The organism is Pseudomonas sp. CFBP 13710 (genome assembly GCF_014842235.1).
GTDB lineage: Bacteria > Pseudomonadota > Gammaproteobacteria > Pseudomonadales > Pseudomonadaceae > Aquipseudomonas > Aquipseudomonas baltica.
On record NZ_JACYVJ010000002.1, the window covers coordinates 106,501 to 121,090 of the forward strand.

Sequence of the window (14,590 nt, forward strand, 5' to 3'; positions counted from 1 at the left end):
CTCCATGATTGCGCTCGTTGCCGGGCATTTTGGCAGCCTTACCAATAAAATGGAGAGAATCCATGGAAGATATGCATAAGCGTGCAATGCCGAGCAGCGCCATTGGACTGAGGCTTTTCGAGCCGTCAATCAACGATGTATGTGAAAGCGTGGCTCACAGTGGCTTCGCCTTTCTGCAGCCTCCCACGGTCGCTCACTTGCTGGACACCGTCGTGCCTGGCTTCATCCAGGACTGGGAACAGTTTCGGCAAAGCTGGGATCATCTGCAGCAGGATACATTCATGGGGGATGGCGGCACCTATCGCCTGCGTCGCCATGCGACCCTCTCCATCGAGCAAGGCAGTCGCCACTGGCAGGCTTGCGCTCATCGACCGCATTACCAGAACGTCGAGCACAACGGCCTCAACGGCGGCATCGTCCGGCATTACGCGCCGTTCACGACCGAGGTCTGCTCAGGCAAGGTGTTTTCGGCAGTGATGGACCTGTGCTGCGCCTTTCTCGGCGTCCTCGCTGGGCAAAGTGCCTGGCATATCGAAGCGCATCAGTTCCGTATCGATGCATCCCGCGGAGCGGCGTCCCCGACACCTGAAGGTGTGCACCGCGATGGCGTCGACTTCGTGTTCATGCTGCTGGTCAATCGAGTCAACGTGATGGAGGGCGAGACGTCCATCTACGACAATGACCTGCGGCTGCTGGCAAGGCACTCGATGATCCATGAACTGGAAGCCGCCCTGCTCAACGATGAGCAGGTTCGACACGGCGTCAGCGCCGTCATCCCCATACACCCCGATCGACCTGCCCACCGGGATGTCCTGGTCGTCACTTTCAAGAAACGTTGACGGGACGTGATCATGAACGAATTATTGGCAGTCGCCCTGATTACCGTACTGGCCGTCATCAGCCCGGGCCCGGACTTTGCCATGGTCACCCGCAACAGCTATGCCTACGGGCGTCAGAGTGGTTTGATCGCGGCTTTGGGCATTGCTTGCGGTGTACAGGTGCATGTGTTCTACACCGTGTTCGGCATCGCCGTGATCATCACTCAGTCGCCACTGTTGTTCATGGGCATGAAATGGCTGGGTGCCGGTTATCTCATCTACCTGGGCGTGCGCTCGTTGCTCAACACCTCCAAGTTGGCATTGGCCAACGTGGGAGGCGGGGCGCCGTCATTGTGCAGCGCATTTCGGACAGGCTTCTTCACCAATGCCCTCAATCCCAAGACCATGCTGTTCGTGGTAGCCACTTACAGTCAGGTCGTACAGGCGGGCAGTTCGATAATGACGAACTTTGCCTATGGCTTGTTCATGTCGTTCTCGCACTGGGTGTGGTTCAGCATCGTGGCGCTGTTCTTCTCGTCCGGGCCGCTGCGTCGGCGGATGCTGGAGAAACAACACGTTGTCGATCGGGTGATCGGCACCGCCCTCATAGGGTTGGCCGCGTGCCTGGTACTGCCGGGCCTTGGCAGTTGAGCCATTGCACCGCCCTCGCCGCGGCTATTTGTCCGGATGGGTGCTGTGCAATGGGCGTCAAACCGGCTGCAGCTTCTTCTCGAACACCACCACGCCATCCAGATCACGCAGTTGCACGGTCATTTCTCCGCTCTGGCCCTCGATCTGTACTTCACCGAAAAACTGGAAACCTGCGAACGGTGAGGTGTTCTGGGCCGGTGGTGCTTTCTGGAACACCACCTGTGGGCCAAAGGTGGCGTCCAACGGGTTGGGGCCGAAGCTGCCGGCGTTCAGTGGCCCGGCGACGAATTCCCAGAACGGTTCGAAATCCTGGAAGGCAGCGCGGTCCGGATGGTAGTGATGCGCGGCGCAGTAGTGCACGTCGGCGGTCAACCAGACCGTATTGACCACTTTCTGCTGGCGCACGAAGCCGAGCAGCTCGGCGATCTCCAGCTCGCGCCCCTTGGCGGCCCCATCATCGCCGTTGGCGATCGCCTCCCAGCGCCCGACCCCCGGGCTCATTTCACCATCCGGGACACCCAAGCCGATGGGCATATCGGCGGCAATGACTTTCCATTGAGCCTGCGACCCTTTGAGCCCGGACTTCAGCCAGTCCAGTTGCACCTGTCCGAGAAACGCCGTGCGGGCTTCGGGCCTGGCCGCCAGGTTATCGTCGTTGCCACCGCGGTAGCTGCGCATGTCCAAGACGAAGATGTCCAGCATCGGCCCATAGCTGAGCTTGCGGTAGATACGCCCGCCGTTGTCGGCGCGCTGCAGGCGCATGGGCGCGTACTCGAGCCACGCCTGACGTGCGTTGCCGACCAAATGGCGAATGTCGCGGTTCTGGTAGCGCGCGTCGAGTTGCTTGCTGGGCGACCAGTTGTTGGTCACCTCGTGGTCGTCCCATTGCCAGATCTGCGGCACCTCGGCATTGAAGCGCCGCACGTTTTCATCCATCAGGTTGTAGCGGTAGTTGCCGCGGTACTCGTCCAGAGTTTCCGCCACCTTGCTCTTGGCTTCGGTGGTGATGTTGCGCCATACGCGGCCATTCTCGGTGGTCACCGTGGCGGGCACCGGCCCGTCGGCGTAGATGGTATCGCCGCTGTGGATGAAGAAATCCGGCAAGCGCAGACGCATGGCTTCATAGATGCGCATGCCGCCGATATCAGGGTTGATACCGAAGCCCTGGCCCACGGTGTCGCCGCTCCACACGAAACGGATGTCGCGACGCTGCGAAGGCTCGCTGCGCAGATGGCCGAACCACGGTTCGCTGCTGACGCCGGTCTGCGCGTCTTCGAACTGCACGCGATAGAAGATCGCCTGGTCCACCGGCAGGCCGCTGAGTTCGACCCGCGCGGTGAAATCGCTGCCCGCGTCGGCCAGTGGCGATACCGAACGGCGAGGGTTGGTGAACATGCTGCGCGTATCCCATTCCACTACCATGCGTGCCGGGCGGTCGCAGCGGCTCCAGACCATGGCCCTGTCGCCCATCAGGTCGCCGGACTGCACGCCGTCAGTCAGTTGTGGCCGGTCCTTGACCGAGGCGATCACCGCCGGCGCCAGCCCAGGCAACAGAAAGCCTGCCCCCACGGCTTGGACGAGGCGACGGCGCTTGAGATCGAACATGGTCATGGCATAGCCCTTGGAAAGTGAAAGGGCTATGTAAGCGTGGGGATGTGACAGGGGCGTGTCAGCCAGGCACGATAACCTCGCTCGCCGAAGTTGCCTGCAGCGTACGCAGCCCTGTGAGCACGGCGGTCAGCATTAACAGCCCGGCACCGATGGCAACGGCGAACCCGGCACGGGTACCGAAGTGGTCGATGACCATACCGGCGACTGCCCCACCCATCGCGATGCCGACACTGACCCCTGTGCTCAGCCAGGTCAGCCCTTCGGTGATCTTGCCGGGCGGCAGGATTTTCGTGCCGATGTTCATTACCACGATCAGCGTCGGTGCGAACGACATGCCGGTGATGAACAGCAATCCGGTGAGCCAGTACACGTTGGGCGCGAAGATCGGCAACGTCGTTGCCACGGCAGTGAAGACCGCGCCAATCAGCAGCTGAGTTTCGTACGCCAGCCCACTTCTCACTGTCCCGAACGTGATCCCGGCAACCATCGAACCTGCAGCGAATCCCGCGAGGATAAAGCTGGCGGCTGCTGGCCAGCCTTGTTCCTTGGCAAAAGCCACTACCGCCACATCGACCGAGCCGCCGAGCAACCCCAGCGCCAGCATCGCCACCACGATGATCCGCAAGGCAGGAATGCGCAGCGGGGAAGTGGAGGGCCCCTTGACCGCCGGCACCGGCGGCGGCTCGGTTTCATGCTGGCGCAGAAAGGCAACCACGCCCACGGCCAACAACACGGCGGCTACCAGCGGGCCGGCTTGTGGAAACAGACCGCTGCTCAACGCGATGGACAACGGGGGACCGACGATGAAGGTGAACTCCACCAGCACTGTATCCAAGGAGTACGCGGCGTGCAGTTGTGGTTTTCCGCGAAACAGGTAGGCCCAGCGTGCGCGGATCATTGCGCCGAAACTGGGGAGCACGCCCGCCAGGGCGGCCAGCACGAACAGCACCGGCAGCGGCGCATGCCAATGCACGGCGCCGATCAGGGCCAGAAGCATGCCGATACTGAACGCCGCGACGGGCGCCAGCACCTTGCGCTGGCCGCGCTGATCCACCAGTTTCGAAATCATCGGCCCGAGTATGGCGCTGGTCAGGGTAAAAGTACCCGCCACTGCGCCTGCAACCCAATAACGCCCGGTTTCATGCACCAGCATGGTGATGAGGCCCAGCCCGATCATGGTCTGTGGAAGCCGGGCCATGGAGCCCGCCAGTAACAGAGCCACGACGCCCGGGGTTGCGAAGAATGTACGGTAGGCATTACTCATGTGAAGGGCGGAACTCCTTGTTCGCGGGGGGCATGAGGGAGAAGTTTACAGGGCCAACGAGGCGGGATGGATACCTGTCCGGAGGTGCTTCGGGAGAGTGGTCATATCGGCCGCTCAAGAAATAGAAGTCGTGCTGCCAGTGCTGTCATCACGCTCGCAAAGCCATAATTGGCCCAGCGTCGAGGCATGCTGTTCAACCGTCCGCGCAGCGTTCCCGCACACAGTGCCAGCACACTGTGAAAAACCAGGGAGATCAGCAGAAGCAGCACACCCAGCATGACCAGTTGAACCGTCACACTGGCGTTGCCGACAGTGACGAATTGCGGCAGAAACACCATGAAGAACAGCAGGCCTTTGGGGTTCAGCAAGCTGTTGAGCGTGGCGCGAATGAAGATCTTGCGGATCGAACCCAGGGGGCGGGGTGCAGCGCTTTCGCCAGTCGGCGCCGTCAGCGCTTGCCAGGCCAGCCACAACAGATAGCACGCACCGGCCAGCCGTAACAAGTCGAAGGCAGGCGCCCAACTCATGACGACAGCGCCCATGCCGGCGCTGACCAACAGCGTCAGCAGCAAGTCCGCCAGCGAAATCCCCAACGCCGCCGCCACCCCGGCCCGCCAGCCATGGGCCAGCGCATGGCTGGTGACGAAGGCCATGTTCGGTCCGGGAACGACCAACAGGAGCATTGCGGCGATAACGAACAGGTAGAGGTTAGCTGCATCCGGCATGACGAGCGCTCCTGTGGATTGAGTTCACAGGGTAGGCGCATCGAGGGAGCGGCGGGAGGTACAGTTCAACAGAAGGTGGGGACAACAGTGGTCGGGGCGGGGCCTGTCGGGCGACGGATGGGTGCGGAAGTGGTAGCGATTGGGCTGGCGCCTTCGCGGCCACTTGCCGCCCCTGCAACGGGAGTGGGAGAAATCGCAGACGAAAAAAAAGACCTTCGCGAAGGTCTTTTTTCTGATTTGGTGCCCCGAGGGAGACTCGAACTCCCACTCCTTTCGAAAACGGATTTTGAATCCGCCGCGTCTACCAATTCCGCCATCAGGGCTTACAGGCGGCGAAGTATAGAGACGGCGCGACCACTGGTCAATCAGCTTTCATGGTCAATTTTGCAGATTTTTGCTAGAATTTTCAGCCCTATACAGCCGAACCCTATCATGCGTGTCGCCGATTTCTCTTTCGAGCTTCCTGATTCCCTGATCGCTCGCCATCCGTTGGCGGAGCGCCATGGCAGCCGCCTGTTGGTCCTCGATGGGCCGTCCGGTGCGCTGGATCATCGTCAATTCACCGATCTGCCCGGTTTTCTCAGGCCAGGGGACCTGATGGTGTTCAACAATACCCGGGTGATTCCGGCACGGGTGTTTGGCCAGAAGGCGTCGGGGGGCAAGCTGGAGATTCTGGTCGAGCGCGTGCTGGACAGCCATCGCGTGCTGGCCCACGTGCGTTCCAGCAAGTCGCCCAAGCCGGGTTCGAAGATCTTGCTCGACGGCGGCGGCGAGGCCGAGATGGTCGCGCGGCATGATGCGCTGTTCGAGCTGCGCTTCAATGAAGAGGTGTTGCCACTGCTCGATCGGGTCGGGCACATGCCGTTGCCGCCCTACATCGACCGGCCTGACGAGAGCGCCGATCGCGAGCGCTATCAGACCGTGTACGCCGAGAAGGCTGGCGCGGTGGCGGCGCCGACGGCGGGGCTGCATTTCGACAAGGCGCTGCTGGCGCAGATCGAGGCGATGGGGGTCCAGACCGCCTTCGTGACGCTGCATGTCGGCGCCGGTACCTTCCAGCCGGTGCGGGTCGAGAAGCTTGAAGACCACCACATGCATAAAGAGTGGCTGGAGGTCAGCCAGGACGTGGTCGACGCGGTGCAGGCGTGCAAGGCCCGCGGTGGTCGAGTGGTGGCGGTAGGCACCACCAGCGTGCGCTCGCTGGAAAGCGCGGCGCGTGACGGCGTATTGAGGCCGTTCAGTGGCGATACCGATATCTTCATCTTTCCGGGGCGACCGTTCCATGTGGTCGATGCCCTGGTCACCAATTTCCATTTGCCGGAGTCCACGCTGCTGATGCTGGTCTCGGCGTTCGCGGGTTATCCCGAAGCCATGGCGGCCTATGCGGCAGCGGTGGCCAACGAGTACCGCTTCTTCAGTTACGGTGATGCCATGTTCATCACCCGCAATCCGGCGCCTCGCGGTCCCAGCGAAGCCGCGCCAGGGGATCAAGCATGAGTCGCACCTGTCGTATGTCGTTCGAATTGCTGGCCACCGATGGCAAGGCCCGTCGTGGCCGCCTGACCTTCCCGCGTGGCGTGGTGGAGACCCCGGCGTTCATGCCGGTGGGCACCTATGGCACGGTCAAGGGCATGTTGCCGCGCGACATCGAGGCGATCGGTGCGCAGATGATTCTGGGCAACACCTTCCACCTGTGGTTGCGCCCGGGCACTGCGGTGATCAAGGCGCACGGCGACCTGCACGACTTCATGCAGTGGAAAGGGCCGATTCTGACCGACTCCGGTGGGTTCCAGGTGTTCAGCCTTGGCGCCATGCGCAAGATCAAGGAGGAGGGGGTTTATTTTGCGTCTCCCGTCGACGGTTCCAAGGTGTTCATGGGGCCGGAAGAATCGATGCAGGTCCAGCGCGACCTGGGCTCGGACGTGGTGATGATTTTCGACGAGTGCACGCCTTACCCGGCCGACGAGCACACCGCGCGCACCTCCATGGAGCTGTCGCTGCGCTGGGCGCAACGGTCCAAGGACGCGCATGGCGAAAGCACCGCGGCGCTGTTCGGCATCGTTCAGGGCGGCATGCACGAGAACCTGCGCATGCGTTCGCTCGAAGGCCTGGACAAGATCGGTTTCGATGGCCTGGCCATCGGCGGCCTGTCGGTGGGCGAGCCCAAGCATGAAATGATCAAGGTGCTCGACTACCTGCCGGGCCTGATGCCGGCTGACAAACCTCGTTACCTTATGGGGGTAGGCAAACCCGAAGACTTGGTCGAGGGTGTGCGCCGCGGCGTCGACATGTTCGACTGCGTGATGCCGACGCGCAATGCGCGCAACGGGCATCTGTTCATCGACACGGGCGTGCTGAAGATCCGCAACGCGTTCCATCGCCACGATGATTCGCCGCTGGACCCTACCTGCGATTGCTATACCTGCCGCAACTTCTCGCGCGCTTATCTGCATCACCTGGACAAGTGTGGCGAAATGCTCGGTAGCATGTTGAATACCATCCACAATTTGCGTCATTACCAGCTGCTGATGGCTGGTTTGCGCGAGGCTATTCAACAGGGTACATTGGCCGCCTTTGTCGATGCCTTCTATGCCAAGCGCGGGCTGCCCGTGCCGCCCTTGGACTGACCGTTTTATAAAGACTTTAAGTCAATAACTTCTAAGTAACTGGAGCGTTGAATGAGCTTTTTGATCCCCGCCGCTTTCGCGGACGCCGCTGCACCGGCTGCTGGCCCTGCCGGCTCTGGCTTCGAGTGGATTTTCCTGGTCGGTTTCCTGGTCATCTTCTACATGATGATCTGGCGTCCGCAGGCCAAACGTGCCAAGGAACAGAAAAACCTGTTGGGCAACCTGCAGAAAGGTGACGAAGTGGTCACCAGTGGCGGCATCGCCGGCAAGATCAACAAGGTCACCGACGACTTCGTGGTCATCGAAGTGTCCGACACCGTCGAGCTGAAAATCCAGAAGGGCGCCATCGCCGCGACCCTGCCCAAAGGCACGCTCAAAGCGATCTAAGCTGCAGACTTTTACCCATGTCGGGGCGCGCAAGGCGCCCCGCGTCTTGAACGGGCGGCGTGATGCTGAACAAATACCCTCTGTGGAAATATGTACTGATCCTGGCGGTGCTGGCGATCGGTTTTATCTATTCCGCACCTAATCTCTATCCTGATGACGCGGCCATCCAGGTCAGCGGCGCGAGCACTTCGCTGCAGGTCAATCAGGCAGATCTGGATCGCGTCGGCACGGCACTCAATGCCGCCGGCATCCAGGTCAAATCCGCAAGCCTCGCCGAAAACGGCAAGGGTGGTCTGCTGCGCCTGACCAAGGCCGAAGACCAGTTGCCGGCCAAGGATGTCGTGCGCAAGGCGCTGGGCGATGACTATGTGGTGGCCCTGAACCTGGCTCCGACCACGCCGCCCTGGTTGCGCAGCCTGGGTGCAAGCCCGATGAAGCTGGGCCTCGACCTGTCCGGTGGCGTGCACTTCCTGCTCGAAGTCGACATGGACAAGGCGCTCGACGCCCGCATGAAAGTCTACGAAGGCGAAGTCAAGACGCTGCTGCGCAAGGAGCGCGTGCGTTATCGCAGCCTGCCGCAGCAGGATGGCGCCATTCAGCTGGGCTTCAGCGACACCGCTACCCGCGACCAGGCACAAGCCCTGATCCGCAAGAGTTTCACCGATTTCGACCTGACTGCCAGCGAGCGCAGCGAGTTGTCGGTGCTGCGCCTGGCCATGACCCAGGCCAAGGTCGCGGAGATCCGCGAGTACTCCATCAAGCAGAACCTGACCACGGTGCGTAACCGGGTCAACGAGCTGGGTGTGGCCGAGCCGCTGGTCCAGCGCCAGGGTGCCAACCGCATCGTGGTCGAGCTTCCGGGCGTGCAGGACACTGCCGAAGCCAAGCGTATCCTCGGCAAGACCGCCAACCTCGAGTTCCGTCTCGGTGCCGGTCCGGATGATTCCAAGGCGACTACCGAAACCTTCGAGTTCCGCGAGGGCAACCGTGCTCCCGCGGCAGTCGAGCGTGGCCTGATCATCACCGGTGACCAGGTTACCGATGCCCAGGCCAGCTTCGACGAACACGGCCAGCCACAGGTGAACATCAAGCTCGATGGCCACGGCGGCGACCTCATGAGCCGCGCCACGCGCAGCAACGTTGGCCGCAGCATGGCGGTGATCTTCATCGAGCAGCGCCCGACTACGCGCTACGTCAAGCAGACGGTCAATGGGGTCGAGAAGGACGTTGCGGTACAGACCTTCACCGAAGAGAAGAAGATCATCAGCCTGGCGACCATCCAGTCGCCGCTGGGCAGCCAGTTCCGCATCACCGGCCTCAACGGCCAGGGTGAGTCATCCGAACTGGCGCTGCTGTTGCGTGCCGGTGGTCTGGCGGCACCGATGTACTTCGCCGAAGAACGTACCATTGGTCCGAGCCTGGGTGCCGACAACATCACCAAGGGTGTCGATGCATCGCTGTGGGGCATGCTGTTCGTCTCGCTGTTCATTATTGCCATCTACCGCTTCTTCGGTGTGATCGCCACCGTGGCACTGGCCTTGAACATGGTCATGCTGCTGGCGCTGATGTCGCTGCTGGGGGCAACCCTGACGCTGCCGGGCATTGCCGGTATCGTGCTGACGATGGGCATGGCGGTGGACGCCAACGTGCTGATCTTCTCGCGCATACGTGAGGAAATCGCCAATGGCATGAGCATCCAGCGCGCCATTCACGAAGGTTTCGACCGCGCCTACACCGCGATCATCGATGCCAACCTGACGACGCTGCTGGTCGGCGGCATTCTCTTCGCCATGGGCACCGGCCCGGTCAAGGGCTTCGCCGTCACTATGTCCCTCGGGATCTTTACCTCGATGTTCACGGCCATCATGGTGACCCGCGCAATGGTCAACCTGATCTACGGCGGTCGGGACTTCAAGAAGTTGTGGATTTAAGGGGCTGCCATGTTACGTACCATCAACTTCATGGGCGTTCGCAATATTGCGTTCGCCATCACCGTGCTCCTTACCGTGCTGGCGTTGTTCAGCATGTTTCACAAGGGCATGAACTACGGGCTGGACTTCACCGGCGGTACGCTCATCGAGCTGACCTACGAAAAGCCGGCCGACCTGGGCCTGGTGCGTGAAGAGCTGGTGAAAGCCGGTTATCACGATGCCGTGGTGCAGAACTTCGGTGCTACCACCGACCTGCTGGTGCGCATGCCGGGTGAAGACCCGCAATTGGGCAACCAGGTCGCGGCGGCGCTGCAGACGGTCGGTGGCGACAACCCTGCCACGGTCAAGCGCGTCGAATTCGTCGGTCCGCAGGTGGGTGAAGAACTGCGCGACCAGGGCGGCCTCGGCATGTTGCTGGCGCTGGGCGGCGTGCTCATCTATCTGGCGTTCCGCTTCCAGTGGAAGTTCGCAGTCGGCGCGATCCTGTCGTTGATCCACGACGTGATCGTCACCGTCGGCCTGCTGTCGTTCTTCCAGATCACCTTCGACCTGACGGTGCTGGCGGCGGTACTGGCCATCATCGGTTACTCGCTCAACGACACCATCGTGGTATTCGACCGGGTTCGCGAGAACTTCCGGGTGATGCGCAAGGCGTCCTTGATCGAGAACATCAACGTGTCCACCACCCAGACGCTGCTGCGAACCGTGGCGACCTCGGTGTCGACCTTGCTGGCCATCGCCGCACTGATGTTCTTCGGTGGCGACAACCTGTGGGGCTTCTCGCTGGCGTTGTTCATTGGCGTGATGGCCGGCACCTACTCGTCGATCTACATCGCCAACGTGGTACTGATCTGGCTGAACCTGAGCAGCGAGGATCTGATTCCTCCAGTGGCCAAGGACCAGGTCGACGACCGTCCATAAGACGTTCGACTGTCCCGGCGGCAAGGCCCGAAAGGCGCGAGTATTGAACTCGCGCCTTTTTTTATGCTCCAAGGCATGGAAGCGTGGCTTCGTGCCATGATTGTAGTCAGGAGGTTCAAAGTGAATAAATCGTTGCTGATTGGTGCAGTGCTCGGTGCAGTCGGTGTTACAGCCGGAGGTGCCGTTGCAACCTACAGCCTCGTGAACAAGGGCCCCGAGTACGCTGACGTATTGGCCGCAGAGCCGATCAAGCAGCAGATCAAGACGCCTCGCGAAGTGTGCAAGGACGTCACCGTGACTCGCCAGAAGGCCGTTCAGGACCAGCATCAGATCGTTGGCAGCGTCCTTGGTGCAGTGGCAGGTGGTTTGCTCGGCAACCAGGTCGGCGGTGGCAATGGCAAGAAGATCGCGACCGTGGCCGGTGCCGTCGGCGGTGGCTATGCAGGCAACAAGGTGCAGGAAGGCATGCAAGGCCGTGACACCTACACCACCACCCAGACGCGCTGCAACACCGTCAATGACATCAGCGACAAGGTCGTTGGCTACAACGTGAAGTACCAGCTCGATGGCAAGGTTGGCCAGGTGCGCATGGATCGTGATCCCGGTTCGCAGATCCCTGTGAACAAGCAGGGTCAGTTGATCTTGGGCGAAAATCAAGCCGGGCAGTAAGCCTCTCGCTCTGCCTCGATCGCAGGCGCCGCCGCCCCAGGTGGCGTCAGCTCCACACTTGAACAGTACTCCATGAACAGCCGGGTCGCCCGACTTGGCTGGTTGTTGCGCAGGTGCGCCATCACCAAGGTCGAGGCAGGCATATCGTCTTCGATCTCCAGATGAGCCAGCAGCTTGCCGTCGTATGTCATCTGCGTACACGGCCGCGTCACCAGCACCGAAAACCCCAGACCTTGCCCTACCATGCAGCGCACCATTTCAATGGAAGGGGAGCTGTAGGCGACCACTGGCGCATAGCCCTTTTCGGTGAAGATATCCATGAAGTAGCTGCGACTGGGGACGGCGTCGAGCAGGATCATCGGCTCCTGGCTCAGGGCCTGCAAGGTCACGGACGGCTGTTGTGCCAGGGGATGCTCGACAGGCAGCAGCGCGTAGGGCTTGTGCGGTGCGTTGAGGGCCTGTTTGTGTATGGTCGTGCCCAGCTCCAGATCGTAGAGAAAAGCCAGGTCGAAGCGACCCCGGTGCAGGCCATGCATCAATTCATGTTGTTCGCCGTCATACAACTGAATGGAAACTTCCGGGTACAGGCTTTTGAATCCAGCCACCAACTTGGGCATGTACAAAGGCGCTGCCGATTCGAAACAGCCAATGGCAATAGTGCCGGAAACATTGCCATTCTCGGCGCGTGAGTCCTGTTCCAATTCCTGGGACAGGCGCAACAACTCCTTGGCCTTCTCATAGATCCTGCCGCCCCCAGCGGTAAGTGAAACACCCTGGGCATGATGGCGAACGAACAAGGGTTGGTTGAAGGCTTCTTCCAGATTCCTGATGGCAACCGAGATGGACGGCTGGGATATATGCAGTTGTCTGGACGCTTCGGCAATGCTGTCCTGTTCTACGGCAGCCACGAAGTATTTAAGTTGCCGCAGGGTAAAGTGCATCACGTTCGACTCCTGTGCAGCGCTGTTCCGCGATGCGCTGGCTGAATAGGTTTTACCTATCTTTGCCAAGGCTGTGCGAAGACCATGCCAGTACTGGCCTGGCCATATCGCCAGCATTGCGGGATGTTCCCGTGGCACGGCGCGGCAGCCTGCTTCACCAGGGCGCTCCTGGCTGCGACATTCCGGCACATCCAGCAAATACAGGCAGGTTTGCCTTTGCGCAGCGAAACGCCCCATGTTCGCACGGACTGGAAGTTCACCGCGCCAATACCGTGCACGGGCTTTTCGAAGGTCGTGGTTGTTTCACTGCGTAGCGCACGAAGTCTTCTGTAGCGAACTACCCGAGCCGCTCCTGCTTAGATTTTTCCTATGCAAGGGGCTCGAATTTACTAATTTCGGCACGACCTGGCATCAATCATGATGGTTTCAAGACGGGCAGAACGGGCAACGTTCGAAGTTCAGATCCGACAGGAAGTCACCCATCACTATTGACCTTGCCGAGCGAGCCGACGATGACGTTTGACTGGAAATACATGTTTGGTCTGCTCAGCGATACCGAGTTCTGGATGGCGGCCTGGACCGTGATTCAACTCAGTGTATTGACCTGGGTCATCAGTATCGTGCTGGGCTTTGTTCTGGCCCTGGCGAAGCAGTCCACCCGTCCATTGATCAATCTGCCAGCGCGCGGTTATATCTGGCTGTTTCGCAGTCTGCCGCTGTTGGTGCTGCTGATATTCGTCTACAACCTGCCGCAGGCGATACCGTCCACATCGGCCGTACTGGCCAACCCGTTCTGGGCTGGCCTGATCGCGCTGGTGCTCAGTGAAACCGCCTACGTCGCAGAGATCCATCGTGGTGGCTTGCTGTCCATCGCCAAGGGCCAGAGCGAGGCCGCCCGGGCCCTGGGCCTGCGGTTTGCGGGCACGCAATGGCGCATCGTCATTCCCCAGGCATTGCGGGTGGCGCTGCCTTCGCTCACCAATGAATTCATCTCCATCGTCAAGCTCAGCTCGCTGGTGTCGGTGATCTCGTTGACCGAGATCCTCATGGTGGGTCAGCGCCTGTACTCGCAGAACTTCCTGGTCATGGAAACCATGGCCGGAGTGGCGTTCTTCTACGTGCTGATCGTGACCGTGTTCGACTTTCTGCTCAAGCGCCTGGAGCGCTATCTGGACGTGACCCAGACCAAGGCCGCGCGCCTGCCCGATGCCGAAGTGCTGCGGCTGGCCACCGAGCACAAGGCTGCCGTGGCGCGGCCCAACAGCGATTCGACTGGCCCCGCGCTCCAGGCGACCAAGCTGCACAAGGCCTACAACGACGTCGAAGTACTGGGCGCGGTGAGCTTGCAGATCCAGCCGGGTGAAGTGGTGTCGGTCATCGGCCCTTCGGGTTCGGGCAAGACCACGCTGATTCGCCTGCTCAACGGGCTGGAGCAGATCGACAACGGTGACATCAAGATCAACGGCCAGCCGTTCATTCACCTGGACCGACAGGGCGCACAGCCGCAGCGCTATGTAGAACACGCCGAGCATCGCCTGAACATCGGCATGGTGTTCCAGAGCTTCAACCTGTTCCCGCACATGACCGTGCTCAACAACCTGCTCATGGCCCCGCGTTATCACCGCCTGGCGCCGCTGGCCGATCTCCGGCAGCAGGCCTACGCCCTGCTGCACAAGGTCGGCATGCTCGACCATGCCTGGAAGTACCCGCATCAGTTGTCCGGTGGCCAACAGCAACGCGTGGCGATTGCTCGCGCACTGATGATGCGCCCACAGATCATGCTGTTCGACGAACCCACCTCGGCGCTCGACCCTGAGAAGGTCAACGAGGTGTTGCAGGTCATCGAAGCGCTGGCCAGCGAAGGCATCACCATGATCATCGTGACCCACGAAATGAATTTCGCCTTCAAGGTTTCCGATCGCATCGTCTTCATGGAGAAGGGCCGCGTGGTCTGCGATGACAGCCCGCAGGCGCTGCGTAGCGGGCATAACCCACGGGTGGAAGCGTTCCTCAAAGATGTCTCGTTGGCCTGAATCCAACCTAAC

At 61.0% G+C, this 14,590-nt stretch carries 13 protein-coding genes and 1 tRNA gene; 9 read left to right on the plus strand and 5 right to left on the minus strand.

What is annotated here, in order from left to right; translation table 11 throughout:
• The first annotated feature begins 62 nt into the window (after positions 1–62).
• Both IFT44_RS05025 and IFT44_RS05030 read left to right on the plus strand, forming a co-directional pair.
• Positions 63–839 (plus strand): 2OG-Fe dioxygenase family protein, encoded by a 777-nt coding sequence (locus IFT44_RS05025; RefSeq protein WP_122479577.1) that lies wholly within the window; start codon positions 63–65, stop codon positions 837–839.
• Between the two features lie 12 nt (positions 840–851).
• Positions 852–1,469, plus strand: coding sequence for a LysE family translocator (locus IFT44_RS05030; protein ID WP_192057707.1), 618 nt, complete (start codon positions 852–854; stop codon positions 1,467–1,469).
• A gap of 57 nt (positions 1,470–1,526) precedes the next feature.
• Here IFT44_RS05030 and IFT44_RS05035 read toward each other — a convergent pair whose 3' ends face one another.
• The 4 genes from IFT44_RS05035 to IFT44_RS05050 form a co-directional block, all read right to left on the minus strand.
• Complete coding sequence (locus IFT44_RS05035) at positions 1,527–3,080, minus strand: alkaline phosphatase D family protein (protein ID WP_192104279.1); 1,554 nt, start codon at positions 3,078–3,080, stop codon at positions 1,527–1,529.
• A 58-nt stretch (positions 3,081–3,138) separates the two neighbouring features.
• Positions 3,139–4,344: an MFS transporter gene (locus IFT44_RS05040; protein WP_192104277.1), complete on the minus strand. Its 1,206-nt coding sequence runs from the start codon at positions 4,342–4,344 to the stop codon at positions 3,139–3,141.
• Between the two features lie 101 nt (positions 4,345–4,445).
• Positions 4,446–5,069, minus strand: a complete 624-nt coding sequence (locus IFT44_RS05045) for a LysE family translocator (RefSeq protein WP_122479571.1) — start codon at positions 5,067–5,069, stop codon at positions 4,446–4,448.
• A gap of 238 nt (positions 5,070–5,307) precedes the next feature.
• A tRNA-Leu gene (locus IFT44_RS05050) sits at positions 5,308–5,392 on the minus strand.
• A gap of 109 nt (positions 5,393–5,501) precedes the next feature.
• On the opposite strand from IFT44_RS05050, the gene queA reads away from it, so the two are divergent.
• From queA to IFT44_RS05080, 6 genes are all read left to right on the plus strand, one after another.
• A complete protein-coding gene (queA, locus tag IFT44_RS05055; protein ID WP_192104276.1) occupies positions 5,502–6,566 on the plus strand; it encodes a tRNA preQ1(34) S-adenosylmethionine ribosyltransferase-isomerase QueA in 1,065 nt (354 codons plus the stop codon).
• A 14-nt stretch (positions 6,567–6,580) separates the two neighbouring features.
• Complete coding sequence (tgt, locus tag IFT44_RS05060) at positions 6,581–7,696, plus strand: tRNA guanosine(34) transglycosylase Tgt (RefSeq protein ID WP_163007623.1); 1,116 nt, start codon at positions 6,581–6,583, stop codon at positions 7,694–7,696.
• A 51-nt stretch (positions 7,697–7,747) separates the two neighbouring features.
• Positions 7,748–8,083 (plus strand): preprotein translocase subunit YajC, encoded by a 336-nt coding sequence (yajC, locus tag IFT44_RS05065; RefSeq protein ID WP_122479568.1) that lies wholly within the window; start codon positions 7,748–7,750, stop codon positions 8,081–8,083.
• 62 nt (positions 8,084–8,145) lie between these two features.
• Positions 8,146–10,014 (plus strand): protein translocase subunit SecD, encoded by a 1,869-nt coding sequence (gene secD, locus IFT44_RS05070; RefSeq protein WP_122479567.1) that lies wholly within the window; start codon positions 8,146–8,148, stop codon positions 10,012–10,014.
• Positions 10,015–10,023: 9 nt separating this feature from the next.
• Positions 10,024–10,935 carry a protein translocase subunit SecF gene (gene secF, locus IFT44_RS05075; RefSeq protein WP_122479566.1) on the plus strand — a complete coding sequence of 304 codons (912 nt, stop codon included), beginning with the start codon at positions 10,024–10,026 and terminating at the stop codon, positions 10,933–10,935.
• A 120-nt stretch (positions 10,936–11,055) separates the two neighbouring features.
• On the plus strand, positions 11,056–11,604 hold the full coding sequence (locus tag IFT44_RS05080; RefSeq protein WP_122713500.1) for a glycine zipper 2TM domain-containing protein: 549 nt from the start codon (positions 11,056–11,058) through the stop codon (positions 11,602–11,604).
• Here the strand turns inward: IFT44_RS05080 and IFT44_RS05085 are convergent.
• Positions 11,589–12,548 (minus strand): LysR substrate-binding domain-containing protein, encoded by a 960-nt coding sequence (locus IFT44_RS05085; protein WP_192175539.1) that lies wholly within the window; start codon positions 12,546–12,548, stop codon positions 11,589–11,591. The genes IFT44_RS05080 and IFT44_RS05085 overlap by 16 nt on opposite strands.
• Before the next feature lie 509 nt (positions 12,549–13,057).
• Between IFT44_RS05085 and IFT44_RS05090 the strand changes: the two genes are divergently transcribed.
• A complete protein-coding gene (locus IFT44_RS05090; protein ID WP_192175540.1) occupies positions 13,058–14,578 on the plus strand; it encodes an amino acid ABC transporter permease/ATP-binding protein in 1,521 nt (506 codons plus the stop codon).
• The last annotated feature ends 12 nt before the right edge of the window (positions 14,579–14,590 follow it).

Excerpts from the sequence above, each read along its gene's own strand:
- IFT44_RS05025 (WP_122479577.1), top strand. The coding sequence starts at position 63 with ATGGAAGATATGCATAAGCGTGCAATGCCGAGCAGCGCCATTGGACTG.
- IFT44_RS05030 (WP_192057707.1), top strand. The coding sequence starts at position 852 with ATGAACGAATTATTGGCAGTCGCCCTGATTACCGTACTGGCCGTCATC.
- IFT44_RS05035 (WP_192104279.1), bottom strand. The coding sequence starts at position 3,080 with ATGACCATGTTCGATCTCAAGCGCCGTCGCCTCGTCCAAGCCGTGGGG.
- IFT44_RS05040 (WP_192104277.1), bottom strand. The coding sequence starts at position 4,344 with ATGAGTAATGCCTACCGTACATTCTTCGCAACCCCGGGCGTCGTGGCT.
- IFT44_RS05045 (WP_122479571.1), bottom strand. The coding sequence starts at position 5,069 with ATGCCGGATGCAGCTAACCTCTACCTGTTCGTTATCGCCGCAATGCTC.
- queA (WP_192104276.1), top strand. The coding sequence starts at position 5,502 with ATGCGTGTCGCCGATTTCTCTTTCGAGCTTCCTGATTCCCTGATCGCT.
- tgt (WP_163007623.1), top strand. The coding sequence starts at position 6,581 with ATGTCGTTCGAATTGCTGGCCACCGATGGCAAGGCCCGTCGTGGCCGC.
- yajC (WP_122479568.1), top strand. The coding sequence starts at position 7,748 with ATGAGCTTTTTGATCCCCGCCGCTTTCGCGGACGCCGCTGCACCGGCT.
- secD (WP_122479567.1), top strand. The coding sequence starts at position 8,146 with ATGCTGAACAAATACCCTCTGTGGAAATATGTACTGATCCTGGCGGTG.
- secF (WP_122479566.1), top strand. The coding sequence starts at position 10,024 with ATGTTACGTACCATCAACTTCATGGGCGTTCGCAATATTGCGTTCGCC.
- IFT44_RS05090 (WP_192175540.1), top strand. The coding sequence starts at position 13,058 with ATGACGTTTGACTGGAAATACATGTTTGGTCTGCTCAGCGATACCGAG.